24 protein-coding genes are annotated in these 24,720 nt (G+C 69.7%); 14 read left to right on the top strand and 10 right to left on the bottom strand.

Going from position 1 to position 24,720, the window contains the following annotated elements:
* Positions 1–10 precede the first annotated feature (10 nt).
* The 5 genes from N7640_RS16925 to N7640_RS16905 all read right to left on the bottom strand — a co-directional run bounded on the left by N7640_RS16925 (position 11) and on the right by N7640_RS16905 (position 4,475).
* The gene (locus tag N7640_RS16925) at positions 11–1,789 is read right to left on the bottom strand and encodes an ABC transporter ATP-binding protein (RefSeq protein WP_279903843.1); all 1,779 of its coding nucleotides are present in this window, start codon (positions 1,787–1,789) and stop codon (positions 11–13) included.
* Positions 1,782–2,390, bottom strand: coding sequence for a DsbA family protein (locus N7640_RS16920; protein WP_279904021.1), 609 nt, complete (start codon positions 2,388–2,390; stop codon positions 1,782–1,784). The genes N7640_RS16925 and N7640_RS16920 overlap by 8 nt, the downstream gene beginning before the upstream one ends.
* 105 nt (positions 2,391–2,495) lie before the next feature.
* Positions 2,496–3,434 carry a rhodanese-related sulfurtransferase gene (locus N7640_RS16915; protein ID WP_279903844.1) on the bottom strand — a complete coding sequence of 313 codons (939 nt, stop codon included), beginning with the start codon at positions 3,432–3,434 and terminating at the stop codon, positions 2,496–2,498.
* Between the two features lie 223 nt (positions 3,435–3,657).
* Positions 3,658–3,963, bottom strand: coding sequence for a BolA family transcriptional regulator (locus N7640_RS16910; RefSeq protein WP_279903845.1), 306 nt, complete (start codon positions 3,961–3,963; stop codon positions 3,658–3,660).
* Positions 3,964–3,974: 11 nt separating this feature from the next.
* The gene (locus tag N7640_RS16905) at positions 3,975–4,475 is read right to left on the bottom strand and encodes a DUF2059 domain-containing protein (RefSeq protein ID WP_279903846.1); all 501 of its coding nucleotides are present in this window, start codon (positions 4,473–4,475) and stop codon (positions 3,975–3,977) included.
* A gap of 123 nt (positions 4,476–4,598) precedes the next feature.
* Here N7640_RS16905 and N7640_RS16900 point away from each other — a divergent pair, with 123 nt between their 5' ends.
* Both N7640_RS16900 and N7640_RS16895 read left to right on the top strand, forming a co-directional pair.
* Positions 4,599–5,993, top strand: coding sequence for a class II fumarate hydratase (locus tag N7640_RS16900; protein ID WP_279903847.1), 1,395 nt, complete (start codon positions 4,599–4,601; stop codon positions 5,991–5,993).
* Positions 5,986–6,606, top strand: coding sequence for an NAD(P)H-dependent oxidoreductase (locus N7640_RS16895; RefSeq protein WP_279903848.1), 621 nt, complete (start codon positions 5,986–5,988; stop codon positions 6,604–6,606). The genes N7640_RS16900 and N7640_RS16895 overlap by 8 nt, the downstream gene beginning before the upstream one ends.
* Here the strand turns inward: N7640_RS16895 and N7640_RS16890 are convergent.
* Positions 6,596–7,561, bottom strand: coding sequence for a DMT family transporter (locus tag N7640_RS16890; protein WP_279903849.1), 966 nt, complete (start codon positions 7,559–7,561; stop codon positions 6,596–6,598). The two genes, N7640_RS16895 and N7640_RS16890, sit on opposite strands and share 11 nt — an antisense overlap.
* Before the next feature lie 210 nt (positions 7,562–7,771).
* Here N7640_RS16890 and N7640_RS16885 point away from each other — a divergent pair, with 210 nt between their 5' ends.
* Positions 7,772–7,981, top strand: a complete 210-nt coding sequence (locus N7640_RS16885) for a DUF6316 family protein (protein ID WP_220812863.1) — start codon at positions 7,772–7,774, stop codon at positions 7,979–7,981.
* Positions 7,982–7,993: 12 nt separating this feature from the next.
* Here N7640_RS16885 and pap read toward each other — a convergent pair whose 3' ends face one another.
* Positions 7,994–9,481 carry a polyphosphate:AMP phosphotransferase gene (gene pap / locus N7640_RS16880; RefSeq protein WP_279903852.1) on the bottom strand — a complete coding sequence of 496 codons (1,488 nt, stop codon included), beginning with the start codon at positions 9,479–9,481 and terminating at the stop codon, positions 7,994–7,996.
* 93 nt (positions 9,482–9,574) lie between these two features.
* Between pap and mnmC the strand changes: the two genes are divergently transcribed.
* The 11 genes from mnmC (at position 9,575) to N7640_RS16825 (ending at position 22,538) form a co-directional block, all read left to right on the top strand.
* Positions 9,575–11,521 carry a bifunctional tRNA (5-methylaminomethyl-2-thiouridine)(34)-methyltransferase MnmD/FAD-dependent 5-carboxymethylaminomethyl-2-thiouridine(34) oxidoreductase MnmC gene (mnmC, locus tag N7640_RS16875; protein WP_279903853.1) on the top strand — a complete coding sequence of 649 codons (1,947 nt, stop codon included), beginning with the start codon at positions 9,575–9,577 and terminating at the stop codon, positions 11,519–11,521.
* A 239-nt stretch (positions 11,522–11,760) separates the two neighbouring features.
* Complete coding sequence (locus N7640_RS16870; RefSeq protein ID WP_279904022.1) at positions 11,761–12,255, top strand: DUF3365 domain-containing protein; 495 nt, start codon at positions 11,761–11,763, stop codon at positions 12,253–12,255.
* Positions 12,252–12,518 carry a metal-sensing transcriptional repressor gene (locus N7640_RS16865; protein WP_220812859.1) on the top strand — a complete coding sequence of 89 codons (267 nt, stop codon included), beginning with the start codon at positions 12,252–12,254 and terminating at the stop codon, positions 12,516–12,518. The genes N7640_RS16870 and N7640_RS16865 overlap by 4 nt, the downstream gene beginning before the upstream one ends.
* A gap of 25 nt (positions 12,519–12,543) precedes the next feature.
* Positions 12,544–13,083 carry a rhodanese-like domain-containing protein gene (locus tag N7640_RS16860; RefSeq protein ID WP_279903854.1) on the top strand — a complete coding sequence of 180 codons (540 nt, stop codon included), beginning with the start codon at positions 12,544–12,546 and terminating at the stop codon, positions 13,081–13,083.
* Entirely contained in the window at positions 13,083–13,820 is a 738-nt protein-coding gene (locus N7640_RS16855) for a sulfite exporter TauE/SafE family protein (RefSeq protein ID WP_279903855.1), read from the top strand. The genes N7640_RS16860 and N7640_RS16855 overlap by 1 nt, the downstream gene beginning before the upstream one ends.
* Positions 13,821–13,832: 12 nt before the next feature.
* Positions 13,833–14,525, top strand: a complete 693-nt coding sequence (locus N7640_RS16850) for an MBL fold metallo-hydrolase (protein ID WP_279903857.1) — start codon at positions 13,833–13,835, stop codon at positions 14,523–14,525.
* 135 nt (positions 14,526–14,660) lie between these two features.
* Positions 14,661–16,430 carry an N-acetylglutaminylglutamine amidotransferase gene (locus tag N7640_RS16845; RefSeq protein ID WP_279903858.1) on the top strand — a complete coding sequence of 590 codons (1,770 nt, stop codon included), beginning with the start codon at positions 14,661–14,663 and terminating at the stop codon, positions 16,428–16,430.
* 20 nt (positions 16,431–16,450) lie between these two features.
* Positions 16,451–18,187 carry an N-acetylglutaminylglutamine synthetase gene (ngg, locus tag N7640_RS16840; RefSeq protein ID WP_279903860.1) on the top strand — a complete coding sequence of 579 codons (1,737 nt, stop codon included), beginning with the start codon at positions 16,451–16,453 and terminating at the stop codon, positions 18,185–18,187.
* A gap of 35 nt (positions 18,188–18,222) precedes the next feature.
* Complete coding sequence (locus N7640_RS16835) at positions 18,223–19,419, top strand: osmoprotectant NAGGN system M42 family peptidase (protein ID WP_220812853.1); 1,197 nt, start codon at positions 18,223–18,225, stop codon at positions 19,417–19,419.
* A 103-nt stretch (positions 19,420–19,522) separates the two neighbouring features.
* Entirely contained in the window at positions 19,523–22,276 is a 2,754-nt protein-coding gene (locus N7640_RS16830; protein WP_279903861.1) for a hybrid sensor histidine kinase/response regulator, read from the top strand.
* Positions 22,277–22,304: 28 nt separating this feature from the next.
* On the top strand, positions 22,305–22,538 hold the full coding sequence (locus N7640_RS16825; protein ID WP_279903862.1) for a YheU family protein: 234 nt from the start codon (positions 22,305–22,307) through the stop codon (positions 22,536–22,538).
* Here the strand turns inward: N7640_RS16825 and N7640_RS16820 are convergent.
* The 3 genes from N7640_RS16820 to N7640_RS16810 all read right to left on the bottom strand — a co-directional run bounded on the left by N7640_RS16820 (position 22,532) and on the right by N7640_RS16810 (position 24,665).
* Positions 22,532–22,864: a YnfA family protein gene (locus N7640_RS16820; RefSeq protein WP_279903864.1), complete on the bottom strand. Its 333-nt coding sequence runs from the start codon at positions 22,862–22,864 to the stop codon at positions 22,532–22,534. The genes N7640_RS16825 and N7640_RS16820 overlap by 7 nt on opposite strands.
* Positions 22,865–22,887: 23 nt before the next feature.
* Positions 22,888–23,316 (bottom strand): hypothetical protein, encoded by a 429-nt coding sequence (locus N7640_RS16815; RefSeq protein ID WP_220812849.1) that lies wholly within the window; start codon positions 23,314–23,316, stop codon positions 22,888–22,890.
* Positions 23,317–23,477: 161 nt separating this feature from the next.
* On the bottom strand, positions 23,478–24,665 hold the full coding sequence (locus N7640_RS16810; protein ID WP_279903866.1) for an MFS transporter: 1,188 nt from the start codon (positions 24,663–24,665) through the stop codon (positions 23,478–23,480).
* Positions 24,666–24,720: the final 55 nt, after the last annotated feature.

Here is a 24,720-nt window from a genome sequence, read left to right as displayed (position 1 = left end):
ACCTCTTGCGCTAGTGCTGCAAATGCCCGTAGAGCTTGGCGTACAGCCCGCCTTCGGCGATCAGCTGCTGGTGGTCGCCGTCCTCGGCGATGCTGCCGCCGTCGAACACCAGCACCCGGTCGGCCTGTTTCACCGCGCTCAGGCGGTGCGCCACGATCAGCGTGGTGCGGCCGTTGAGGAAACGGCCCAGCGCTTCGTGCAGCGCGTATTCGGTGGCGGCATCCAGGGCCGAGGTGGCTTCGTCGAGGATCACCACCCTGGGTTCGGCCAGCACCATGCGGGCGATGGCCAGGCGCTGGCGCTGGCCGCCGGACAGGCGCACGCCGGAGCGACCGACCATGCTGTCCAGGCCCTCCGGCAACCCACGAATGGTGGAGGCCAGCTGGGCGATCTCCAGCGCCTGCCAGCAGGCTTCGTCGCTACGGTCGCGGCCCATGCACAGGTTGGCACGCACCGTGTCGTTGAACAGCGCCGGATGCTGCAGCACCACCGCCACGTTCTCGCGCACCCGCTCCAGGCCGATTTCCTCGAGGCTGGCGCCGCCGAAGCGGATGGTGCCGGCCTGGGCCGTGTAGAGGCCGAGCAGCAACTGCACCAGGGTGCTCTTGCCGCCGCCGCTGGCACCGACCAGGGCGACCTTCTCGCCCGGCGCGATGGACAGGTCGAGGCCCTGCAGCACCGGGTCGTCGCGGTAGGCGAAGGTCAGCCCGCGCACCTCGATGCCGACCGTCTCGCGGCCGCGGAACGGGTCGATGCGACCTTCGTGCTGCGGCTCGTCGGCCCGCGCCAGCAGTTCGTTGATCCGCGCCAGGGCGCCGCCGGCAGCGTAGTAGGCGTACTGCAGGCTGAGCAACTGCTCCACCGGACCGATCATGAACCAGAGGTAGCTGAACACGGCGAGCATCTGGCCGATGGTGAGGTCCGACAGCAGCACAGTGAGCATGGCCGCCGCGCGGAACATGTCGATGCCGAACTGGAACAGCAGGCCGCTGGTGCGCCCGGCCGCGTCGCTCTTCCACTGGGAGGCCACGGCGTAGTCACGCACCTCGCGGGCACGCTGGCCGAGACGGCCGAGGAAGAAGCCCTGGCGGTTGCCGGCACGCACCTCCTGGATCGCCTCCAGGGTCTCGGTCAGCGCCTGGGTGAAGCGCGAGGTGCTGTCGTTCTCCAGCTTCTTCAGATGCTTGACTTGCTTGCCCAGCTGCACCGTGGCGTAGATCACCAGCGGGTTGAACAGCAGGATCAGCAGGGCCAGCTGCCAGTGCATCCAGATCAGCACGGCGGCGGTCCCAGTCAGAGTCAGCAACGCCACCAGCACCTTGCTCAGGGTCTCGCCAATGAACTTGTCGAGGGTGTCCAGATCGGTCACCAGGTGGGCGCTGACGGTGCCGCCGCCCAGGTTCTCGTACTCGCCCAGGGCGATCCGCTTGAGCCGCTCGATCAGGCGCACGCGCAGGCGGTAGATCACGTCCTTGGACAGGCCCGCGAACAGCCGTGCCTGCAGCACGTTGCTGACCAGCGCGCCGAGGCGCAGCAGCAGGGTCAGCGCCAGCATCAGGCCGATGTAGCCGATGGCGTTTTCCCAGGCGTCGGGGAGGAAGCGGTCCATGAAGCGCAGCGCCGCGTCGCCCTGCTCCAGCAGGATCTCGTCCACCAGCAGCGGCAGCAGCAGCGGGATCGGCACGCTGCACAGGGTGGCGAACACGGCGATCAGGTTGGCCAGCAGCAGGCCCTTGCGATGACGCATCGCGAGGCGGCGAATCTCCGCCCAGGTCAGGCGATCAGGCATGGGCGGCCTGCTCCAGCCAGCGTCCCAGCAGCGGCGCCAGGGCGTCCAGCGGCTGGTAGCCGTTGGTCAGCAGGGCCAGCTGGCCCGCGCGCTCGGCGAGCAGGGTGGGAAAGCCGGCGATGCCCAGGTCCTGCACCCAGGTGAAGTCGGCCTCGGTGGCCGCCAGCATCGCCGGGCTGTCGAAGGCCGCGGCGAACTCGATGCGCGGGATGCCGGCGCGCTCGGCCAGCTCGACCAGCACCTGGGCGCGGGTGACGTCGCGACCTTCCACGTAGAAGGCGTGCTGGATCAGCTGGAGCAGCGGCCAGGTGCTCTCCTCATCCAGCTCGCGGGCGACGACCAGGGCGCGGCAGGCCGGCCCGGTGTCGTAGACGAAGCCTTCCGGCAGCGCGTCGTCAAAGCCGAACGGCTGGCCGGTGCCGGCATGCACCGCCTGCCAGTGGGCGAGGATGCGCGCCCGCGTCGCCGGGTCGAGCGCCGCCCGCTCCCGGCGCAGCCCGCCGAGCACCAGCCGGGTCGGCACGCCGGCCGCGCCGGCCTGCTCGGCAAGGGCCCGCACCACCGGCGCGAAGCCCCAGCACCAGGAGCACATGGGGTCCATCACATAGAGCAGACGGGCTGGGCGCACGACGCGGTCCTTAGTCGCCAGGCGACGAGATGAGCATGGCTGCAGTGTACGTACAGAGCGGCCGTTTGGGGCAGCGGTTCAGCCTTCCTGCAGCGCCTTGTAGTTGTAGCCGATGGGGTGCGGCAGGTTGCGCGCCTGGGCAATCTCGATCTGCTTCTGGCGCTCGCGGGCGGCCTGGCGGGTCTTCTCCGGCAGGGAGTCCCAGCAGTGCGGGCAGCTGATGCCGGGCGAATAGCGCTCGCTCTGGCGATCCTCGACCGAGATCGGGTTGCGGCAGGCGTGGCACTGGTCGTAGTCGCCCTCGGTGAGGTCGTGGCGCACGGTCACCCGGTTGTCGAAGACGAAGCAGTCGCCGCGCCATTTGGTCTGTTCCTGCGGTACCTCTTCCAGGTACTTGAGGATGCCGCCCTTGAGGTGGAACACCTCCTCGAAGCCCTCGCCGAGCATGTAGCTGGACGCCTTCTCGCAGCGGATGCCGCCGGTGCAGAACATGGCGACCTTCTTGTGCCTGGCCGGGTCGTAGTGGGCCTTGATGTACTCGGGGAACTCGCGGAACGACTTGGTCTTCGGGTCGACGGCGCCTTCGAAGGTACCGATCGCTACCTCGTAGTCGTTGCGGGTGTCGATCAGCAGCACTTCGGGATCGTCGAGCAGGGCGTTCCAGTCCTTGGGCTCGACGTAGGTGCCGACCCGCTGGTTGGGGTCCACGCCCGGCACGCCGAGAGTGACGATCTCCTTCTTCAGCTTGACCTTGGTGCGATAGAAGGGCTGCTCGTCGCAGTAGGACTCCTTGTGGTCCACGTCGGCCAGGCGCGCGTCGCGGCGCAGCCAGGCGAGCAGGCCATCGATGCCCTGGCGGGTCGCGGAAACGGTGCCGTTGATGCCTTCCTCGGCGAGCAGCAGGGTGCCCTTCACGCCGTGTTCGAGCATGGTGTTCAGCAGGGGTTCGCGCAGCGCTTGGTAGTCCGGCAGGGAGACGAACTTGTACAACGCCGCCACGACGATCTTGTCGGTCATGGACGCTCTCCAGTGGTCGCCCTCGCAAAGGGCGGACCGGGGATGAAAATGGAAGCGCCGGCTGGAGCCGGCGCAGAGGCGATTCTAACCCAGGCGGACATGGCTCTGCAGCCGGCCCGGATCAATGGAGAGAGAGTGGAAGCGGTCTTGGTGGGAGCGGCCTTGGCCGCGAAGGTCTTGACCACCATTTCGCGGCCAAGGCCGCTCCCACAAGGCACGCCTCTCAGTGATCGTGCTTGCTGCCGCCACGGCAGGTCGGCGAGTCCGGCGCCATGCCCTGCTGCGCCCACTCCTCTGGGGTGTAGGTATGCAGGGCCAGGGCGTGGAAGCGGCCCATCAGCTCGCCGAGGGTGGCGTAGACCTTCTGGTGGCGCTTGACCGAGTTGAGGCCGGCGAAGGCCTCGCTGACGATCACCGCCTTGTAGTGGGTCTCCTGCCCGCGGCTGTGCATGTGGCTCTCGTCCAGCACGTCCAGGTGCTCGGGCTGCAGGCCGGCCAGGGCCTGGTGAATGGCGTCGCGCATGCTCATGTCCGGCTCCTTCACTGCTTGGCGGGCTGCAGTTCGGCGGTCATCTGGCCGAGCAGCTTGTCCACTTCCGGCACCGCCTTCTGCAGGCGCTCCTGGGTCAACTGAGCGGCATGGGCCATCAGTTGGGGCATCTGTTCCAGCACCTTGCGGCCGACCGGTGTCTGGTAGAAGGCCAGCAGCTCCTTCAGCTCGGCCTCGGTGAAGGCGTCGGTGTACAGGCTGACCAGTTCCGCCTCCAGCTTCTGCGGCCCCACCGCGCGCTCGATGGCGGCATCGGCCTGGGCCTGGTAGCGCTCCAGCACGGCCTTGTTGGCCTCGCCGCCGCCGGCCTGGGCGAAGCGCTGGGCGAACATCTGGCGCACCTGCATGTGGGCCGGCACGGCGAGCCTGTCGGCGCGGCTCATTTCGATGAAACGCTTGGCCTCGGCCACGTGGCTGGCCTGCGGCTCGGCCAGCAGCGATCCGCTGGCGGCCAGCAGCAGGCAGGAAAGAAGGACGCGCAGGCGGGGCATGACGGTTTCCTCGGCAAAAACGGGGGCCCATTCTGCGCGCACCGCCGGCGCCGCTCAAGCGCACCGGGGAACCCACCCTGCCGCGCACGGCCTAAACTGCCGGAAACCTTCCGGAGACAGTGTATGAGCCGTATCGAAACCGACAGCATCGGGGCCATCGACGTGCCCGACGACGCCTACTGGGGCGCCCAGACCCAGCGCTCGCTGATCAACTTCGCCATCGGCGAGCAGCGCATGCCGCTGGCCGTGGTGCACGCCCTGGCACTGGTCAAGAAGGCCGCCGCGCGGGTCAACAACCGCATCGGCGAACTGCCACCGGACATCGCCCGCCTGATCGAGCAGGCCGCCGACGAGGTGCTGGCCGGCGAGCACGACGACCAGTTCCCGCTGGTGGTCTGGCAGACCGGCAGCGGCACCCAGACCAACATGAACGTCAACGAAGTGATCGCCGGCCGCGCCAACGAGCTGGCCGGCCAGGGCCGCGGCGGCAAGAACCCGGTGCACCCGAACGACCACGTCAACCGCGCCCAGAGCTCCAACGACAGCTTCCCCACCGCCATGCACATCGCCGCCGCGCAGGCCGTGCAGCAGGAGCTGCTGCCCGCCCTCGCCGAGCTGTCCGGCGCGCTGGCCGAGCAGTCGCAGCGCCACATGCGGCTGGTGAAGACCGGCCGCACCCACCTGATGGACGCCACCCCGGTGACCTTCGGCCAGGAGCTGTCGGCCTTCGTCGCCCAGCTCGATTACGCCGACAAGGCCATCCGCGCCACCCTGCCGGCGGTCTGCGAACTGGCCCAGGGCGGCACCGCCGTCGGCACCGGCCTGAACGCGCCGAAGGGCTTCGCCGAAGCCATCGCCGCCGAACTGGCCGCCCTCGCCGGCCTGCCCTTCGTCTCGGCGCCCAACAAGTTCGCTGCCCTCGCCGGCCACGAGCCGCTGACCGCCCTGTCCGGCGCCCTGAAGACCCTGGCGGTGGCGCTGATGAAGATCGCCAACGACCTGCGCCTGCTCGGCTCCGGCCCGCGCGCCGGCTTCGCCGAGGTGAAGCTGCCCGCCAACGAGCCGGGCAGCTCGATCATGCCCGGCAAGGTCAACCCGACCCAGTGCGAGGCGCTATCCATGCTCGCCTGCCAGGTGCTGGGCAACGACGCCACCATCGCCTTCGCCGCCAGCCAGGGCCACCTGCAGCTCAACGTGTTCAAGCCGGTGATCATCCACAACCTGTTGCAGTCGACGCGGCTGCTGGCCGACGGCTGCCGCAACTTCGCCCGCCACTGCGTGGCCGGGATGGAGCCGGACGCCCGGCAGATGGCCGAGCACCTGGAGCGCGGCCTGATGCTGGTCACCGCGCTGAACCCGCACATCGGCTACGACAAGGCCGCGGAGATCGCCAAGAAGGCCTACGCCGAGGGCCTCAGCCTGCGCGAGGCGGCCCTCCGGCTGGGCTACCTGAGCAACGAGCAGTTCGATGCCTGGGTGCGTCCGGAGAACATGCTGGAGTCCGGACAACATGGCTGAAGAAGCGAAGAGCGGCGCCACCCCGCTGGAAGGCGACGGCAAGCGCATCCTGCTGATCCTCGGCACGCCCAAGCACGACAGCCTGTGCCAGGCCCTCGCCGAGGCCTACGCCCAGGGTGCCCGTGGCGAGGGCCACATCGTGCACCAGCTCAGGCTCGGCGACTTGCAGTTCGACCCCATCCTGCGCGAAGGCTACGGGCAGAACCAGGCGCTGGAGCCGGACCTGCTGGAGGCCCAGCGGCAGATCCACTGGGCCGAACACCTGGTGTTTGTCTACCCGGTCTGGTGGGGCGGCGTGCCGGCGCTGCTCAAGGGCTTCTTCGACCGCACCTTCCTGCCCGGCTTCGCCTTCAAGTACCGCAACCGCTCGCAGCTGTGGGACAAGCTGCTGACCGGGCGCACCGCCGACCTGCTGGTGACCCTGGACACGCCGCCCTGGTACTTCCGCTGGATCTACGGCGCGCCGGCGCATCGGCAGATGGTGCGCACCATCCTCGGCTTCTGCGGCATCAGGACCCGCCGCCTGGCCGAGTTCGCCCCGGTGCGCCCCTCCTCCGAGGAGCAGCGCCAGGGCTGGCTGCGCAAGGCCGAGCGCCTGGGCGTCAGGGCCTGAGCGCGGCGAGGCGCGCCTGGCGGGCGCGCCAGCCGGCCAGCAGCGAGGGGCCCAGCGCGGTCAGCGCCGAGCCCAGCACCACCAGCAGCGCACCGCCGTAGCCGAGCAGGTTGATCTGCTCCGGCTGCACATGGTCCGGCCACCACAGGGCGGACAGGGCCACGGCGACGAAGGTCACCAGCGGCGTGATCGACAGGGTCGCGCTGACCCGCGAAGCCTCCCAGTGCGCCAGCGCCTCGGCGAAGGCGCCGTAGGCCACCAGGGTGTTCAGGCAGCAGGCCAGCAGCAGCCAGCCCTGCAGCGGGCTGAGCTGGAGCACCTGCAGCGGATGGGCCCAGGGCGTCAGCAGCAGCGCGCAGGCCAGGTAGATCACCATCATGATCTGCGGCGAACTCCACTGGGTCAGCAACTGCTTCTGCGCCAGGCCGTAGAACACCCAGACGAACGAGGCCAGGAGGATCACCAGCACCCCGGTGGTATAGGCGGTCAGCGAGCTCAGCAGCTCATCCAGGCGCTGGTTGAAGAACAGGCCGAAGCCGAGCAGCAGGACGGCCATGCCGATGCCCTGGGCGAGGCTGAAGGATTCGCGGAAGACGACGAGGCTGGCCACCAGGAACAGGATCGGCGCCATCTGGATCACCAGCTGGGTGGTGCCGGGGCTGAGCATGTTCAGGCCGATCAGGTAAAGCACGTAGTTGCCGGTCAGGCCGAGGATGGCCAGCGCCAGCAGACCGTGGCCGCGCCGGCCGAGCGGGGCGAAGCGCGGCAGACGCCGCTTGGCGGACAGCCAGACCAGCAGCAGCGCGCCGGACACCAGCAGGCGATACCAGGTGACGGTGACCGGGTCCGTCACCTGCAGAACTTCCTTGAGCTTGATCGGCAGAATGCCCCAGAGCACCGAGGTGGTGAGGGCGAGCAGCAGGCCATGGAGCCAGCGGCCCGAGGAAACGTGCATGACGGCCTCGAAAGAAGGGGGCGGAAGGTCGGCCATTGTAGGCCTCCACGCCACCGCCTCACAGCCACAGTTGACCTCTCGGACAGGAAGCAACTGTGCCGCAGCATGCTCGCGAGTGGCTAGAAAATGACCACTTGTCGCGCGCTCCGCTCGCCCGGAAGCGGCCACCTACACTGAAAACAGCACACCCTGCCTACAGGAGGTCTCGCCATGTACGGACAACGTCGGATAGACCCCGCGCCCGGTACCCACTACCGGAGCGAGCGGATCAGCGCGGTCAACGGTCAGTACTTCTTCGCCACCCGCGAAGGCACCCTGGAAGGCCCCTTCTTCACCCGCATCGATGCCGAGCACGGCATCGACTCCTACGTGCAGCGGATGAAACAGGCCGACGACATCCTCGAAACCCGCGTCGGCTGATCCACCCGCAGTTCACTCCCTGGCGAACGCCCGCTCCAGAGCGTCGTTGATCGTGCGCAGCACCTTGACCCGGGCGAAGCGCTTGTCGTTGGCCTCAACCAGCGTCCAGGGCGCGATCGAGGTGCTGGTGCGGTCGACCATGTCGCCCACCGCGTCGCGGTACTCGCCCCACTTCTCGCGGTTGCGCCAATCCTCGTCGGTGATCTTGAAGCGCTTGAAGGCGATCTGCTCGCGTTCCTTGAAACGACGGAACTGCTCCTCCTCGTCGATGGCCAGCCAGAACTTCACCAGCACCACGCCGGCGTTGGTCAGCTGCTCCTCGAAGTCGTTGATCTCGCCATAGGCGCGCAGCCAGTCGGCGGGCTCGCAGAAGCCCTCGACCCGCTCCACCAGCACCCGCCCGTACCAGGACCGGTCGAACACGGTGAACTTGCCGCGCGCCGGAATGTGCCGCCAGAAGCGCCAGAGGTACGGCTGGGCACGCTCCTCCTCGGTGGGCGCGGCGATGGGCACGATGCGGTACTGGCGCGGGTCCAGCGCCGCCGCCACGCGACGGATGGCGCCGCCCTTGCCAGCCGCGTCGTTGCCCTCGAACACCGCCACCAGGGCATGGCGGCGCATGCGCTTGTCGCGCATCAGCACGGCCAGGCGCGCCTGCTCGGCCTCGAGCATCTCCTTGTAGGCGTTCTTGTCCAGTTGCTGGGACAGGTCCAGGCTGTCCAGCAGGCCACGGTGGTCCAGGTTGGCCACCATCGGCGCCAGGTGCGGATGGGAGACGACCCGCACCTCACTCTTCAGCGCTGACTGCAGGCCATCGAGGAGAATCCGCCCCACCGTCAGGTTGCGGTAGTGCTCGTCGCCGCCCTCCACCACGTACCAGGGCGCGAAATCGCGGCTGCTGCGGCGCAGCACCCGTTCGCCGTGGCGCACGAACTTGTCGTAGGTCTTCGACTGTTGCCAGTCCAGCGGGCTGATCTGCCAGGCGCGCTGGGGGTCGCCGTGCAGCTCCTCGAGGCGCTTCTTCATCTGCTTCTTGGACAGGTGGAACCAGAACTTGAAGATCAGCGCGCCCTCGTCGCAGAGCATCTGCTCCAGCGCCAGGGCGCCGTCGATGGCCTGGTCCAGCACCGCGTCCTTGAAGTGGCCGTGCACCCGGCCCTGGATCATCTGGCTGTACCAGTTGCCGAAGAAGATGCCGATCCGCCCCTTGGGCGGCAGCTGGCGCCAGAAGCGCCAGGCCGGCGGCCGCGCCAGCTCCTCCTCGGTCTGCACGTCGAAGGTGCTGACCTGGATCAGGCGCGGGTCCATCCACTCGTTGAGCAGCTTGACCGTCTCGCCCTTGCCCGCGCCCTCAATGCCGTTGATCAGGATGATCACCGGGAAGCGTTTCTGCTGCTGCAGCTCGAACTGCGCCTCCAGCAGCGCCTCGCGCAGCGCGGGCACCTCCTTCTTGTAATCGTCCTCGTCGATCTTGTGCCCCAGTTCGGCGGATTCGAACATGCTCACCTCCGTGCGTCGATCTGCCCAGCCTAGCGGATGACCACGGATTTGGGCATGCCGCTACAATGCCGCACCTCTTTCCCGGGTGCCCCGATGTCCGACTCTCCCAACGCCCAGCTCGACTGGGACGAACAAGGCCAGCCGCTGTCGCGCCAGTTCGGCGACGTGTACTTCTCCCGCGACGACGGGCTGGGCGAGACCCGCCACGTGTTCCTCGCCTGCAACGACCTGCCCGCGCGCTTCGCGGCGCTGCCGGCCGACGAGCGCCTGGTGATCGGCGAGACCGGCTTCGGCACGGGCATGAACTTCCTCTGCGCCTGGCAGTTGTTCGACCAGCTGGCGCCGGCCGGTGCCCGGCTGCATTTCGTCAGCGTCGAGAAGTACCCGCTGGCGCCGGACGACCTGGCCCGCGCCCTGGCCCTGTGGCCGGAACTGGCGCCCTGGTCCGGCCAGTTGCTGGAGCAGTACGTGGCAATCCACCCGGGCTTCCAGCGCCTGCTGCTGGCCGGCGGCCGGGTGGTGCTGACCCTGCTGATCGGCGACGTGCTGGAACAGCTGCCGCAGCTGGACGCCAGGGTCGACGCCTGGTTCCTCGACGGCTTCGCCCCGGCGAAGAACCCGCAGATGTGGACGGACGAACTGTTCGCCCAGCTCGCGCGCCTGTCCGCCGCCGACGCCAGCCTCGCCACCTTCACCAGCGCCGGCTTCGTGCGACGCGGCCTGATCGCCGCCGGCTTCGCCATGCAGCGGGTGCCCGGCTACGGTCGCAAGCGCGAGATGCTCAGCGGCCGCTACCAGGGTCCGCTGCGGGACGAGGCCAAGCCCTGGTACGCCCGCCCCGCCCCGCCGCCAGCGCGCCGGGCCCTGGTGATCGGCGCCGGCATCGCCGGTTGCGCCACGGCCGCCAGTCTGGCCGCGCGCGGCTGGCAGGTGACCCTGCTGGAGCGCCACGGCGAGGTCGCCCGGGAAGCCTCCGGCAATCCTCAAGGGGTGCTCTACCTCAAGCTCTCCGCTCACGGCACCGCGCTGTCGCAACTGGTGGTCGCCGGCTTCGGCCACACCCGCCGCCTACTGCAGCGCCTGCAGCCAAAGGACTGGTCGGCCTGCGGCGTGCTGCAGCTGGCCTTCGACGCCAAGGAAGCCGAGCGCCAGGCCGGGCTGGCCGGCGCCTTCCCCGACGACCTGCTGCGGGCGGTGGACCGCGCGCAAGCCGAAGCCATCGCCGGCGTCGGCCTGCCGGCCGGCGGCCTGTTCTACCCCGAGGCCGGCTGGGTGCACCCGCCGGCCCTGTGCCGCCTGCTCGCCGACCATCCCGCCATCCGCCTGCTCACCCACAGCGAGGCGCTCGGGCTGCGCCGGGTCGACGGACAGTGGCAGGCCCTGGACGGCGAACGGGTGCTGGCCGAGGCGCCGGTGGCGGTGCTGGCCGGCGCCGCCGAGGTGCAGCGTTTCGTCGAACTGCCGCTGAAACGCATCCGCGGGCAGATCAGCCGCCTGCCGCAGACCGCCGCCAGCGCCGCGCTCGGCTGCGTGCTGTGCGCCGAGGGCTACGTGGCGCCGGCGCGAGGCGGCGAACATACGTTGGGCGCCAGCTTCGACTTCCACAGCCAGGACACCGCGCCCACCGCCGCCGAGCACGCCGGCAACCTCGACCTGCTGCGGGAAATCTCCGCCGACCTGGCCGAGCGCCTGCAGGCCGACCGGCTCGACCCGGCGCTGCTCGAAGGCCGCGCCGCGTTCCGCTGTACCAGCCCGGACTACCTGCCCATCGTCGGCCCGCTGGCCGATGCGCAAGCCTTCGCCGAAACCTACGCGGTACTCGCCAAGGACGCCCGCCAGGTGCCGGAAACGCCCTGCCCTTGGCTGGACGGCCTCTACGTCAACAGCGGCCACGGCTCGCGCGGGCTGATCAGCGCGCCGCTGTCCGGCGAGCTGCTGGCCGCCTGGCTCGACGGCGAGCCACTGCCGCTGCCCCGCGCCGTGGCCGAGGCCTGCCACCCCAACCGCTTCGCCCTGCGCCGGCTGGTGCGCGGGCGCTAGGGACGCCGTAGTTCGAACGCAATTCGGGGCGTTTCATCGTCGTCCGATGCCCGGATTGCATCCGGGCTACTGCCGGTCACACCCCACCACGCGGCAACCCGTCGCAGCTGACAATTCATCGAGTCGCTCCCTATACTCCCCAGGGTATACAAATACCCCCAGGAGTACCCGACATGCGCATCACGCCCTGGCTGGCCCTGCTGCCGCTGCTGGCCCACGCCGAACCGCCCCTCGACGACATGCTGCAGGCTCACGAGGCCGCGGCGCTGATTCCGCCGTTCCGCCAGCAGCTGCTCGACACCGTGCAGACGGCCATGCGCCAGGGCGGACCGCAGGAGGCCATCCGTACCTGCCAATTGCAGGCCCCGCGCATCGCCGCCGAGAACGGCCGCATGCCGTGGACGGTGGGCCGCACCGCCCTGCGCGTGCGCAACTCGGCCAACGCGCCGGACGCCTGGGAGCGCGAAGTGCTGGAGGACTTCGCCCACCGCGCCAGGCAGGGCGAGCCCCTGGCACGGATGAGCCGGGCGCAGACGGTGGACGGCGAATTCCGCTACATGCAGGCGATCGCCACCGCCGAGCCCTGCCTGGCCTGCCACGGCAAGGCGCTGGCGCCGGAAGTGGTGGCCCTGCTCGACAGCGCCTACCCGGGTGACCAGGCGCGCGGCTTCGCCGCCGGCGAGCTGCGCGGCGCCTTCAGCCTGCGCCGCCCGGCCGCGGAGGTGGTGCGATGAGCGGCCCGACGCCGGAACGCCAGGACGCCATGCTCAAGCGCCTGGCCCGGGTCGAGGGGCAGGTACGCGGCATCCAGGCCATGATCCGCCGCGGCGAGCCCTGCGAAGCCATCGCCCAGCAGTTCTCGGCGGCCCGCAAGGCGCTCGACAAGGCCTACCAGGAGATGCTCGCCTGCCTGCTCGAAGAAACCGTGCTCGACCCCGAGCGCGACGACGCCGAGACCCTGGCGCGGGTGCGCGCGATCTTCACCAAGTACACCTGATGCATACCCCTGGGGAGTACCTGACATGAACGAAGACATCCGCCTGATCGACGCCCCGCGCTTCGCCGAGCTGCACCGCCAGGGGCGCACCTGCTTCCTGGTCGACGTGCGCAGCCCGGCGGAATACCGCGCCGGGCACATCGCCGGAGCACGCAACGAACCACTCGACAGCCTCGACCCCGGCCACCTGGCCGCACGCCTGCGCGGCGAAGGCCTGGGCGCCGGCGACGAGCTCTACCTGATCTGCCAGAAGGGCCAGCGCGCGCGCCAGGCCGCCGAACGGCTGAGCGCCCTGCTGCCGGGCGTGCAGGTGGTCGAGGGCGGCACCGAAGCCTGCCTGGCCTGCGGTCTGCCCGGCGAAGGCAGCGGCGGCGGCCTGGAGCTGCAGCGCCAGGTGCAGATCGCCGCCGGCAGCCTGGTGCTGCTCGGGGTGATCCTCGGCACCTGGCTGAATCCCGGCTGGTACCTGCTGAGCGGCTTCGTCGGCGCCGGCCTGACCTTCGCCGGCCTCAGCGGCACCTGCGGCCTGGCCCTGCTGCTCGCGCGCATGCCCTGGAACCGCTGATGTCTCTGGAAGCGCTGGCCATCGGCACGCTGCTCGGCCTGCTGCTCGGGCTGACCGGCGCCGGCGGCTCGCTGGTGGCCCTGCCGCTGCTGCTCAGCCTGCACCTGCCGCTGCGCGACGCGGTCGGCGTCAGCCTCGGCGCAGTGGCGCTCACCGCCCTGGTCGGCAGCGTGCCGCGCCTGCGCCAGGGCCTGGTGGCCTGGCCGCCGGTGCTGCTGCTCGCCTCCAGCGGCCTGCCCGGCAACGCGCTGGGCCAGTGGCTCGGCCGCTGGGTGGCGGAAGGCCTGCTGATCGCCGGCTTCTGTGCGCTGGTGCTGTGGTCCGCCTGGCGCCTGTGGCGCGGCGCCGAACGGCCGCGCTCCGGCGAGGGCCCGCTGCGGCGCCTGCCGCTGCTCGCCATCGGCCTCGGCGTCGGCGTGCTGTCGGGGCTGATGGGTGTCGGCGGCGGCTTCCTGGTGGTGCCGGCGCTGCTCTGGTTCACACCGCTGTCGGTGCTGGCCGCCACCGCCACGTCGCTGGCAGTAGTTGCCGTGGTGTCCGGTGGCGGCTTCCTGCTCTACCTGAGCCGGGCCCAGCCCCCGGCGCTGCTGCTCGGCGCCCTGGCGTGCGGCGGCGCGCTCGGCGTGCTGGCCGGCAACCGCCTGGCCCAGCGCCTCGGCGGACCAACCCTGCAACGCCTGTTCGCCGCGCTGCTGGTAGTCACCAGCCTGTCGGTGGCCGTCCAGAAACTGCTCTGAGGAGATTGCATCATGCTGCTGCGCCAACTCTTCGATAGTGAAAGCTCGACCTACACCTACCTGCTCGCCGACGCCGGCGAAGCCGTGCTGATCGACCCGGTGAAGGAACAGCTCGACGGCTACCTGCGCCTGTTCGACGAACTCGGCCTGCGACTGGTGCTGGCCCTCGACACCCATACCCACGCCGACCACATCACCGCCCTCGGCGACCTGCGCGAGGCCACCGGCTGCCGCAGCGGATTCGGCGCCGAGAGCGGCAGCGCCTGCGCCAGCTTCACCTTCGCCGACGGCGAGCGCCTGCGCTTCGGCAGGCGCGATCTGATCGCCTGGCACACGCCCGGGCATACCGCCGACTCCTACTGCTTCCTGCTGCCCGCCGCCGAGGGCCGACCGGCGCGGGTGTTCACCGGCGACACCCTGCTGATCCGCGGCACCGGCCGTACCGATTTCCAGAACGGCGACGCCCGCGCCCAGTGGGCCAGCCTGCAGCGCCTGCTGGCCCTGGCGGACGACACTGAGGTGTGCCCCGGCCACGACTACCGCGGCTGGACGCGTTCGAGCATCGCCGAGGAGCGCACCCACAACCCGCGCCTGCAGGTGGCGGACGCCGAGGCCTACGCGGCGCTGATGGCCGGCCTGCGCCTGCCGAACCCGCACCTGATGGACATCGCCGTGCCCGCCAACCGCGCCTGCGGCCGCTCCTGAACGAGTCGCACGGCCGGAAAACGAAAGTTCCGCATATAACCAATTGATCTAAACGATCCGCAAAGATACCGGTCCGACCCTTACTGCCTGCATAAAGACGGGTGGTATCCCCAACGGCAAAACCGGTAAGGAATCATGTGCGGAATAGCTGGAGAATTACGTTTCGACCACCAACCGGCCGACCTGGCCGCTCTCGCCCGAATCACCCATCACCTGGCTCCTCGCGGCCCCGACGCCTGCGGCTTCCATAGCAGCGGTCCGCTGGGCCTGGGCCATCGCCGACTGAAGGTCATGGACCTGGCGCCGGCCTCCGGCCAGCCGATGGTCGACCAGCAGCTCGGCCTGGCGATGGTGTTCAACGGCGCCATCTACAACTACCCGGAACTGCGCGACGAGCTGCGCGCCCTGGGCTACCAGTTCCACTCCGACGGCGACACCGAGGTGCTGCTCAAGGGCTATCACGCCTGGGGCGAAGCGCTGTTGCCCAAACTAAATGGCATGTTCGCCTTCGCCATCTGGGAGCGCGACAGCGAGCGCCTGTTCCTGGCCCGCGACCGCCTGGGCGTCAAGCCGCTCTACCTGAGCGACGACGGCACCCGCCTGCGCTTCGCCTCCACCCTGCCGGCCCTGCTGCAGGGCGGCGACATCGACGGCGCGCTGGACCCGGTCGCCATCGACCACTACCTCAACTTCCACGCCGTGGTGCCGGCGCCGCACACCCTGCTGGCCGGGGTGAAGAAACTGCCGCCGGCCACCTGGCTGCGCATCGAGCGCGACGGCCGCCGCGAGCAGCGCCGCTGGTGGCAACTGGACTTCGGCCCGCGCGCCGACGAGGCCGGGCTGCAGCTGGAAGACTGGACCGAGCGCGTCCTCGACGGCCTGCGCCAGGCCGTGCAGGTGCGCCAGCGCGCGGCGCTGGACGTCGGCGTGCTGCTCTCCGGCGGGCTCGACTCCAGCCTGCTGGTGGGCCTGCTGCACGAGGCCGGAGTCAAGGACCTGGCGACCTTCTCCATCGGTTTCGAGGATGCCGGCGGCGAACGTGGAGACGAGTTCCACTACTCCGACCTGATCGCCCGCTACTACGGCACCCGCCACCACCAGCTGCGCATCGCCGAGGCGGAGATCCTGGCCGAGCTGCCGGCCGCCTTCCGCGCCATGAGCGAGCCGATGGTCAGCCACGACTGCATCGCCTTCTACCTGCTCGGCCGCGAGGTGTCCCGCCACTGCACCGTGGTGCAGTGCGGCCAGGGCGCCGACGAGCTGTTCGCCGGCTACCACTGGTATCCGCTGGTGGACGGCGCCGAGGATCCGGTGGCCGCCTACCGCGCCGCCTTCTTCGACCGCTCCCGCGACGAGACCCTGGCCACCCTGCGCCCCGCCTGGCACGGCGCGGACTGGGCCGGCGAGTTCCTCCGCGACCACTTCGCCATGCCCGGCGCCGACGCGGCGGTGGACAAGGCCCTGCGCCTGGACGCCACGGTGATGCTGGTCGACGACCCGGTGAAGCGGGTCGACAACATGACCATGGCCTGGGGCCTGGAGGCGCGGACGCCGTTCCTCGACTACCGCCTGGTGGAACTGTCGGCGCGCATCCCCGCGCGCTTCAAGCTGCCGGACGGCGGCAAGCACGTGCTCAAGGAGGCGGGGCGCCGGGTCATCCCACATGAGGTGATCGACCGGCCCAAGGGCTACTTCCCGGTGCCCGGCCTGAAACACCTGCAGGGCGCGACCCTGGGCTGGGTCCAGGAACTGCTGCTCGACCCCAGCCAGGACCGGGGCCTGTTCGAGCCAGCCATGCTCGACCGCCTGCTCAGCGACCCCGCTGGCCAGCTCACCCCACTGCGCGGCTCCAAGCTCTGGCAGCTGGCCACCCTCAATCTGTGGCTCAGCGAACAGGGCCTGTAGTTCGAACAAGGAGTTCCCCCATGCGTGCATCTGCCTACAACCAACGCCTGCAACGCGGCCAACCGCCCTCCTACCAGCGCCTGCAGGCGCACCTGGCGAAGGACGGCATCGAGCAGACCTCGCCGCAAAGCGTGCACTGCGGCTGGGGCCGCCTGCTGATCGGCCACACCTACCCGGACGCGGAGACCCTGGCCGCCGACCTGCTCGAGGAGCGCCCGGGCGAGCGCGACATCGCGCTCTACGTGGCCGCACCCCACCAGGTGCTGGCCCAGGCGCCGCAGCAGCTGTTCCTCGACCCGTCCGACACCCTGCGCCTGCGGTTCACCGACTACCGCCCGGCCCGCGCCAGCTTCCGCGGCTTCCAGATCCGTCGGGTGCAGAACGAGCAGGACTGGGAGGCGGTCAACGGTCTCTACCTGCAACGCGGCATGCTGCCGGTCGATGCCGACCACCTCACCCCGCGCGACGAGGGCGGCCCCAGCTACTGGCTGGCCGCGGACGACGCCGATGGTCGGGTGATCGGCGCCGTGATGGGGCTGGACCATTGCAAGACCTTCGCCGACCCCGAGAACGGCAGCAGCCTCTGGTGCCTGGCCGTGGGGGCCAGCTGCCAGCGCCCGGGCGTGGGCGAAGCCCTGGTGCGGCACCTGGTCGAGCACTTCATGGGCCGCGGGCTGAACCACCTCGACCTGTCCGTGCTGCACGACAACCTGGGCGCCAAGTCGCTCTACGCCAAGCTCGGCTTCCGCGAGCTGCCGACCTTCGCGGTCAAGCGCCGCAACGGCATCAACCAGTCCCTGTTCCTCGGCCCGGGGCCGGAGGCGGAGCTGAACCCCTACGCCCGCATCATCGTCGACGAGGCCCGCCGGCGCGGCATCGAAGTGCGGGTGGACGACGCCGAGAGCGGCCTGTTCACCCTCAGCCAGGGCGGCCGCCGTGTGCGCTGCCGGGAGTCGCTGTCGGACCTGACCAGCGCGGTCAGCATGACCCTCTGCCAGGATAAGCACCTCACCCACCGCGCCCTCGCCCGCGCCGGCCTGAAGCAGCCGCAGCAGCGCCTGGCCGGCAGCGCCGAGGAGAACGCCGCGTTCCTGGCCGAGCACGGCCGCGTGGTGGTGAAACCGGTCAACGGCGAACAGGGCCAGGGCGTGGCCGTCGACCTGCGCACCGAGAGCGCGGTGCGGCAGGCCATCGAGCATGCCCGCCGCTTCGACCAGCGCGTGCTGCTGGAGAGCTACCACGAAGGCCACGACCTGCGCATCGTGGTGATCGGCTTCCAGGTGGTGGCCGCGGCCATCCGCCATCCGGCGGAGGTGATCGGCGACGGCGTGCACACCATCGGCGCGCTGATCGAGGCGCAGAGCCGCCGACGCCAGGCGGCCACCGGCGGCGAGAGCCGCATCCCGCTGGATGCGGAAACCCAGCGCACCCTGCACGACGCCGGCTACGACTACTCCAGCGTGCTGCCCAGCGGCACCCGCCTGGTGGTGCGCAAGACCGCCAACCTGCACACCGGCGGCACCCTGGAAGACGTCACCGCCCGCCTCCACCCGACCCTGCGCAAGGCGGCCACCCAGGCGGCGCGCGCGCTGGAAATCCCGGTGGTGGGCCTGGACCTGCTGGTCAAGGCGGCGGACGCCGAGGACTACGTGATCATCGAGGCCAACGAGCGCGTCGGGCTGGCCAACCACGAGCCGCAGCCGACTGCCGAGCGCTTCGTCGATCTGTTGTTCCCCCTCAGCCGCCAACACCCCTGAGACGCTATTCAGGTTCCATGAGGAGGCTCCTGCCTATGCATCAACTGCCCGAACCCGACCTCGCCTACCTGCGCCAGGTGCTGCTGGAACTGCTGGCCATCCCCAGCCCCACCGGCTTCACCGATACCGTGGTGCGCTACGTGGCCGAGCGCCTGGAAGAACTCGGCATCCCCTTCGAGCTGACCCGCCGCGGCACCATCCGCGCCACCCTCAAGGGCCGCCAGTCGAGCCCGGACCGGGCGGTGTCGGCGCACCTGGACACCATCGGCGCCATCGTCCGCGAGATCAAGGACAGCGGACGCCCGGCCCTGGCCCCGGTGGGCTGCTGGTCCAGCCGCTTCGCCGAGGGCAGCCGGGTCAGCCTGTTCACCGACAACGGCGTGCTGCGCGGCAGCGTGCTGCCGCTGATGGCCTCCGGGCACGCCTTCAACACCCAGGTCGACAGCCTGCCGGTGAGCTGGGAGCACATCGAGCTGCGCCTCGACGCGCCCTGCTACAGCCGCGCCGAATGCGAGGCGCTGGGGGTGTCGGTGGGCGACTTCGTCGCCTTCGATCCGCTCCCGGAGTTCACCGAGAGCGGCCACATCAGTGCCCGCCACCTGGACGACAAGGCCGGCGTGGCGGCGCTGCTGGCCGCGCTCAAGGCGGTCGTCGAAAGCGGGCTGGAACCGCAGATCGACTGCCACCCGCTGTTCACCATCACCGAGGAGGTCGGCTCCGGCGCGGCGGCGGCGCTGCCCTGGGACGTCAGCGAATTCGTCGGCATCGACATCGCCCCGGTGGCGCCCGGCCAGCAGTCCAGCGAGCACGCGGTCAGCGTCGCCCTGCAGGACTCGGGCGGCCCCTACGACTACCACCTGTCCCGCCACCTGCTGCGCCTGGCCGGCGAGGGCGACATCCCGGTGCGCCGCGACCTGTTCCGCTACTACCACAGCGACGCCCAGTCGGCGGTGACCGCCGGCCACGACATCCGCGTCGCCCTGCTGGCCTTCGGTTGCGACGCCACCCACGGCTACGAGCGCACCCATATCGACAGCCTGGCCGCCCTCTCCCGCCTGATCGGCGCCTACCTGCTCAGCCCGCCGGTGTTCGCCAGCGACGCCCAGCCGGCCCGCGAGCACTCCCTGGAACGCTTCAGCCATCAGATCGAGCACGACGCGCAGATGGCCAGCGACACCCAGGTGCCGACCGTGGAAAGCGTCCTCGGCGCACGCGGCGACGCTTCCGACTAAGCTTCTTCGCAGGGCCGCTCCAGGCTCTGCAACCCTCTCTTGAAGCCTGGCCGGCAACTAGGCAAAGTGCTGGCAATACCAATAAGAAGCATGAGGTTGGCGGATGCCTCGCGTGTGTCTGGCTGTGCTGCTGCTCTGCCTGAGCGGGCCGCTGTGGGCGCTTTCCCCCGCGCCACTGGACCGTGACGAGCTGCGCCTGTCGCTGACCCCCTTCATGGGCTACCACCGCGACCCGCAGGGGCTGCTCGACGCCGAGACCGTGCAGCGCCTGCCGGACAGCGCCTTCGAGCGGGTCCAGGGCGATCACGCCAACATGGGCAAGAATGACTCGGTGTGGTGGTTCAAGGTGCGCATGGTCAACAGCCGGCCGCATCCGCTCGCCGGCTACCTGGAAGTCAACTACGCCCTGCTCGACCGCATCGACGTCTACCTGCAGGACGGCGACGGCCGCCTCCACCACCAGCAGAGCGGCGACAGCTTCGCCTTCTCCCAGCGCCCGGTGCAGGTGCGCCACTTCTGGTTCCCCGTCGAGCTGCCGCACGGCAGCAACACCCTGTTGCTGCGGGTGCAGAGCACCAGCACGATCTTCGTCCCGCTGTTCTTCAGCACCTACGGCGCCAGCGCGGCGGCCCAGGAAAACCTGATGGGCATCAACGGCGCCTTCTACGGCGTGCTGTTCGCCATGTTCATCTACAACCTGTTCCTGTTCATCTCGCTGCGCGAGCGGGCCTACTTCTGGTACCTGGTCTACAACGTCAACGTCGGCCTGTTCGCCGCCGCGTTCGACGGCATGCTGTTCAAGCTGCTGCCCACCAGCGTGGGCATGCAGTCGGTCAGCATCTACGTGCTGATGTTCGTCCACTGCCTCACCGCGATCCAGTTCAGCCGCCACTTCCTCCACGTCCCGCAGCACTTCCCCCGGCTGGACCAGGCCCTGCGCCTGCTGATGCTGGCCGTGTTCGGCTGCCTGGCCTCGGTGCCGCTGATCGGCCTGGCCGCCTGGAACATCCTGGCCAGCGTGGCGGTGCTCGGCGTATCGCTGATCCTCCTGCTCACCGGCGTCTACACCTGGCGCAGCGGCGTGCGCCACGGCTCCTACTACGTGCTGGCCTGGAGCGTCCTGCTGATCGCCTTCATGCTGGTCACCGGCGGCTCGCTGGGCATCGACTTCTTCGGCATCTACGGCTCGGCGGTGGTCAAGATCGGCGTGGCCATCGAGCTGCTCAGCCTCTCCATCGGCCTGGCCGACCGCATCAACCTGCTCAAGGAGGAAGGCTTCCACTCGCGCCAGGCCGCCGAACAGGCCGAGTACGAGAACCAGGCCAAGAGCCGCTTCCTGGCCAAGATGAGCCACGAGATCCGCACGCCGCTGAACGGTGTGCTGGGCATGCTGCAGCTGCTGCGCGAAACCTCCCTGGACCGCGGCCAGCGCTTCTACGTGGACACCATCGCCAGCTCCGGCAGCTCGCTGATGGCGGTGATCAACGACATCCTCGACTACGCGCGCATCGAGTCCGGCAAGCTGAACCTGGAAGACATCGACTTCGACCTGGAACAACTGGTCTCGGAGACCCTGGCGCTGTTCACCGCCCAGGCGCTGGAGAAGCGCCTGCGCCTCTACGTCAGCCTGCAGGGCGGCGTGCCACGCCGGATGCACGGCGACCCGACGCGGCTCAAGCAGGTGCTGATGAACCTGCTCGGCAACGCCCTCAAGTTCACCCAGGAAGGCCACGTGGCGCTGACCGTCAGCCGCCGCGGCGACAGCCAGGGCCGGCTGCACCTGGTATTCGCCGTGAGCGACAGCGGGATCGGCATCCGCGACGACTCCCTGACCCAGCTGTTCAAGTCATTCGCCCAGGGCGACTCGAGCACCACCCGCCGCTACGGCGGCAGCGGCCTGGGGCTCGCCATCAGCAAGGAACTGGTGGAAATGATGGGCGGGCGCATCGAGGTGCAGAGCACGCCCGGCCAGGGGTCGCGTTTCGCCTTCGACATCCCGCTGAGCGACGGTGTCGTCCCCCGGGACGAACTGACCGCGCTGCTGGAAAGCCGCACGGCGCTGATCTGCTCGATGGACAGCCAGGGTCTCGATTGCCTGAGCCACCTGCTGGGCCGCTGGGGCATGCGCACCCAGCGCTGCCAGGACCCGGAGCGCCTGCAGGGCTACCTCGAGGACTTCTCAGCCCCGCCCCTGCTGGTGTTCATGACGCCCTGGCCGGGCGCCAGCACTCACTGGCTGGAGAGCCTGCGGCCCAATCTCGAACGGGGCCAGCGGGTGCTGCTGCTGAGCCCGCCGGAACCCCACCAGCAACTGCCGGAGAGCCATGGCCTGCGCCTGTTGCACCTGGCCCTGCCACTGTCGGTCACCGGCCTGCGCGCCATCCTCGCGGAACTCTACAGCGAGCGACGGCGGGAGAACGCCTCGCCGCCGTCGGCGCTGGACAAACGCGCCGGCACGGCGCCCTGCATCCTGGTGGCCGAGGACAACCGGGTCAACCAGATGGTGGTGCAGGGCTTCCTGCACAAGCGTGGCTACTCGGTGCGCATGGTCAACAACGGACGGAGCGCCGTGGACGAATACCGCCGCGCCCCCGGCGCCATCCAGCTGGTGCTGATGGACTGCGAGATGCCCGAACTGGACGGCTTCGAGGCTACCCGGCAGATCCGCGCCCTGGAAGCCGACCAGAACCTGCCGGCCGTACCCGTCATCGCGCTCACCGCGCACATCCTCGAAGAACACCGCGCCCGTGGCCTGGCCGCGGGCATGGACGATTTCCTCGGCAAGCCGCTGGACTGCCAGCAGCTCTACGCCACGCTCGACCGCTACCTGCTCGCGCAGGCGCACGCAACCGAATAGGATTGCTCGCCGCCGACCAGGAGCCGCCATGCTGATCCCCCACCAGATGCTCGAAGCCGACACCCTCACCCGCCTGCTGGAAGACTTCGTCACCCGCGAGGGCACCGACAACGGCGACGACACGCCGCTGCAAACCCGCATCGAGCGGGCGCGACACGCCCTGGAAAAGGGCCAGGCAGTGATCGTCTTCGACCCGGACAGCCAGCAGTGCCAGCTGGCCCTGCGCGAGGAAGTGCCGAAGGAGTGGCTGGAGAATCAATGACTGGCGAAGCGCGGACCGAACAGGATGATGCCCGCGCCGATCAGGCACAGTAGCGCGCCCACCCAGTCCGAGAGCATCGGCCGGGTGCGCTCGATCACCCCCAGCCAGAGCAGCGACGCCACGATGTAGACACCGCCATAGGCGGCGTAGGCCCGCCCGGCATAAGCCGCCTCGACCCGCGTCAGCAGCAACGCGAACACCGTCAGGCTGAGCAGGCCGGGGGCGATCCACCATGCGCTCTTGCCCAGGCGGAGCCACATCCAGAACGCGTAGCAGCCGCCGATCTCGAACAGTGCGGCCAGAAAGAACCAGACGTAGTTGAGCATCGCCTCTCCCCGAAGCCGGCGGATTATCCGCGCAGGCTGCCCTCGCGTTCCCATACGCAGCGTACCCGCAGATCATCTTCCTGCGGGCTGTGGAAGCCGCTCTCGGACTCCCAGCGGAAGGTGTGCACGCCGTTCAGCTCGGTCTCCAGGTGCACCACGGCGCTGGCCCAGTACAGGCGCTTGAGCAGCGCCTCGAACTCCTTGACCCACAGGCTCCACTCGTACTCGATGGCCTGGTAGCTGGCGCCGAAGTGGATCACCTGGGTCTGGTACAGGCCCTCGCCCTGGCTCCCGCAGAAGGAGAACATCTCGCTGCCGAGGAACGGCCAGGCCTCGTCCCGGGGCAACTGCTCCAGCACCCGGCGGTTGGTGGCGCGGCGCAGCTGGCGCTGCTCGCGGTCGCCGGACGGCCAGTCGCGGATGCAGCCATAGACGATGGATTCGGACTCCACGCGGGTACTCCAGAAAGTGCAGGCTGCCTTCTAACACAGGGCATGGTCGCTGCAAAGGAACCAGTCCCCCTCCGCAACGAAAACCTGCGGCAGCGCACGCAGGGTGCGCCCCGCGCACCTCATGGGCCGGCGCCGCCGCTTCTCGGTGCGCATGGCGCACCCTACCGAAGCCTTGCCCGATCTTGTTCAGCGGGGGCCTGGCGCGGCGTGCGCAGGGCCCAGGCGATCAGCGTCATCAGCACGCCCAGGCCGGCCAGCACCATGAAGGGCGCCTGGTAGTTGCCCGCCAGGTCGCGGCCCAAGCCGGCGAGGATCGGCGCCAGGCAGGCCATGCAGTAGCCGGCGCAGAGCATCATCGCCGTCCAGCGACTGACCGCCAGCGGCGTGTGCACCTCGTACAGCGGCAGCACCAGCGACAGGGCGAAGGAGCCGCTGAGGGCGAAGCCCATCAGCACCGCCCACACCTCCGGCAGCAGGGTCGGCTGGAAGGTGATCATGCTCAGGCACAGGGTCAGCGTCACGCCGCAGGCCACCAGCAGCGGCTGGCGGATATCGAAGCGCTGGGCCAGCCACGGCATCAGCCACGAGCTGGGCAGGCCGACCAGCATGAACAGGCTGAACAGGCCGTTGCTGTAGAGCAGGCTCAGGCCCGCCTCGTGGTAGCGCGCCACCAGCCAGGTCGCCATGGTGTAGAAGAAGCCGGCCTGGATGGCGAAGAAGCCGGTCACCAGCCACGCCCGCGGCTCGCGCCAGGGCAGCCCCTGGCCATCGCCGGCCACCGCGTCCTCGGCGCGGTTCGGCAGGCGCAGCCAGAGCAGCCCGGCGAGCATCGCGGGCAGGAACCACGCCGCCAGCCCCAGGCTCCAGTCGTCGCCCAGGCCCTGGGTCAGCGGCACCGTCAGCACCGCGCCCCCGGCTCCGCCGATCGCCATGCTGAAGGAATACCAGCCGACCACCTGGCCGACGTGGTCGCGGAAATGCCGCTTGATGAAGCCGGACAGCAGCGGCCCGGCCACGGCAATGCCGGCGCCGAGCAGCACGGCGCTGCCGATCAGCAGCGGGCTGAAGTGGCCGCCGAAGCGCAGCAGCAGGGCCAGCATGATCAGCCCCAGGCAGCAGGTGATGGTGCGCTCCAGGCCGAAGCGCACGGCCAGACGCGGCGCCAGCGGGGCCAGCAGGCCCATGCACAGCACCGGCAGGGCGGTGGTCAGGCTGATCAGGCCGCGGCTCAGCGCGAGTTCCTCGGCGATACGTTCGATCAGCGGAGCGAAGGACGTGATGCCGGGGCGCAGATTGATCGCCGCCAGCACCAGCGCCAGCATCAGAAAGGCCCTGGATACGGGTTTCACGGTACATCCAAACACATGGCGGCCGGTTCGGCCGGGGCAGCCACCCTACTATCCG

Source organism: Pseudomonas sp. GD04015, assembly GCF_029837675.1.
In the GTDB taxonomy this organism is placed as follows: Bacteria; Pseudomonadota; Gammaproteobacteria; order Pseudomonadales; family Pseudomonadaceae; genus Aquipseudomonas; species Aquipseudomonas paralcaligenes.
The sequence above is the reverse complement of the archived record's forward strand: the minus strand, read 5'-3'. Positions and strand labels throughout refer to the sequence as shown.

Bases quoted from the DNA above. Each gene is read 5' to 3' on its own strand.
- N7640_RS16925 (WP_279903843.1), bottom strand. From the start codon at position 1,789: ATGCCTGATCGCCTGACCTGGGCGGAGATTCGCCGCCTCGCGATGCGT.
- N7640_RS16920 (WP_279904021.1), bottom strand. From the start codon at position 2,390: ATGGACCCCATGTGCTCCTGGTGCTGGGGCTTCGCGCCGGTGGTGCGG.
- N7640_RS16915 (WP_279903844.1), bottom strand. From the start codon at position 3,434: ATGACCGACAAGATCGTCGTGGCGGCGTTGTACAAGTTCGTCTCCCTG.
- N7640_RS16910 (WP_279903845.1), bottom strand. From the start codon at position 3,963: ATGAGCATGCGCGACGCCATTCACCAGGCCCTGGCCGGCCTGCAGCCC.
- N7640_RS16905 (WP_279903846.1), bottom strand. From the start codon at position 4,475: ATGCCCCGCCTGCGCGTCCTTCTTTCCTGCCTGCTGCTGGCCGCCAGC.
- N7640_RS16900 (WP_279903847.1), top strand. From the start codon at position 4,599: ATGAGCCGTATCGAAACCGACAGCATCGGGGCCATCGACGTGCCCGAC.
- N7640_RS16895 (WP_279903848.1), top strand. From the start codon at position 5,986: ATGGCTGAAGAAGCGAAGAGCGGCGCCACCCCGCTGGAAGGCGACGGC.
- N7640_RS16890 (WP_279903849.1), bottom strand. From the start codon at position 7,561: ATGCACGTTTCCTCGGGCCGCTGGCTCCATGGCCTGCTGCTCGCCCTC.
- N7640_RS16885 (WP_220812863.1), top strand. From the start codon at position 7,772: ATGTACGGACAACGTCGGATAGACCCCGCGCCCGGTACCCACTACCGG.
- pap (WP_279903852.1), bottom strand. From the start codon at position 9,481: ATGTTCGAATCCGCCGAACTGGGGCACAAGATCGACGAGGACGATTAC.
- mnmC (WP_279903853.1), top strand. From the start codon at position 9,575: ATGTCCGACTCTCCCAACGCCCAGCTCGACTGGGACGAACAAGGCCAG.
- N7640_RS16870 (WP_279904022.1), top strand. From the start codon at position 11,761: ATGCTGCAGGCTCACGAGGCCGCGGCGCTGATTCCGCCGTTCCGCCAG.
- N7640_RS16865 (WP_220812859.1), top strand. From the start codon at position 12,252: ATGAGCGGCCCGACGCCGGAACGCCAGGACGCCATGCTCAAGCGCCTG.
- N7640_RS16860 (WP_279903854.1), top strand. From the start codon at position 12,544: ATGAACGAAGACATCCGCCTGATCGACGCCCCGCGCTTCGCCGAGCTG.
- N7640_RS16855 (WP_279903855.1), top strand. From the start codon at position 13,083: ATGTCTCTGGAAGCGCTGGCCATCGGCACGCTGCTCGGCCTGCTGCTC.
- N7640_RS16850 (WP_279903857.1), top strand. From the start codon at position 13,833: ATGCTGCTGCGCCAACTCTTCGATAGTGAAAGCTCGACCTACACCTAC.
- N7640_RS16845 (WP_279903858.1), top strand. From the start codon at position 14,661: ATGTGCGGAATAGCTGGAGAATTACGTTTCGACCACCAACCGGCCGAC.
- ngg (WP_279903860.1), top strand. From the start codon at position 16,451: ATGCGTGCATCTGCCTACAACCAACGCCTGCAACGCGGCCAACCGCCC.
- N7640_RS16835 (WP_220812853.1), top strand. From the start codon at position 18,223: ATGCATCAACTGCCCGAACCCGACCTCGCCTACCTGCGCCAGGTGCTG.
- N7640_RS16830 (WP_279903861.1), top strand. From the start codon at position 19,523: ATGCCTCGCGTGTGTCTGGCTGTGCTGCTGCTCTGCCTGAGCGGGCCG.
- N7640_RS16825 (WP_279903862.1), top strand. From the start codon at position 22,305: ATGCTGATCCCCCACCAGATGCTCGAAGCCGACACCCTCACCCGCCTG.
- N7640_RS16820 (WP_279903864.1), bottom strand. From the start codon at position 22,864: ATGCTCAACTACGTCTGGTTCTTTCTGGCCGCACTGTTCGAGATCGGC.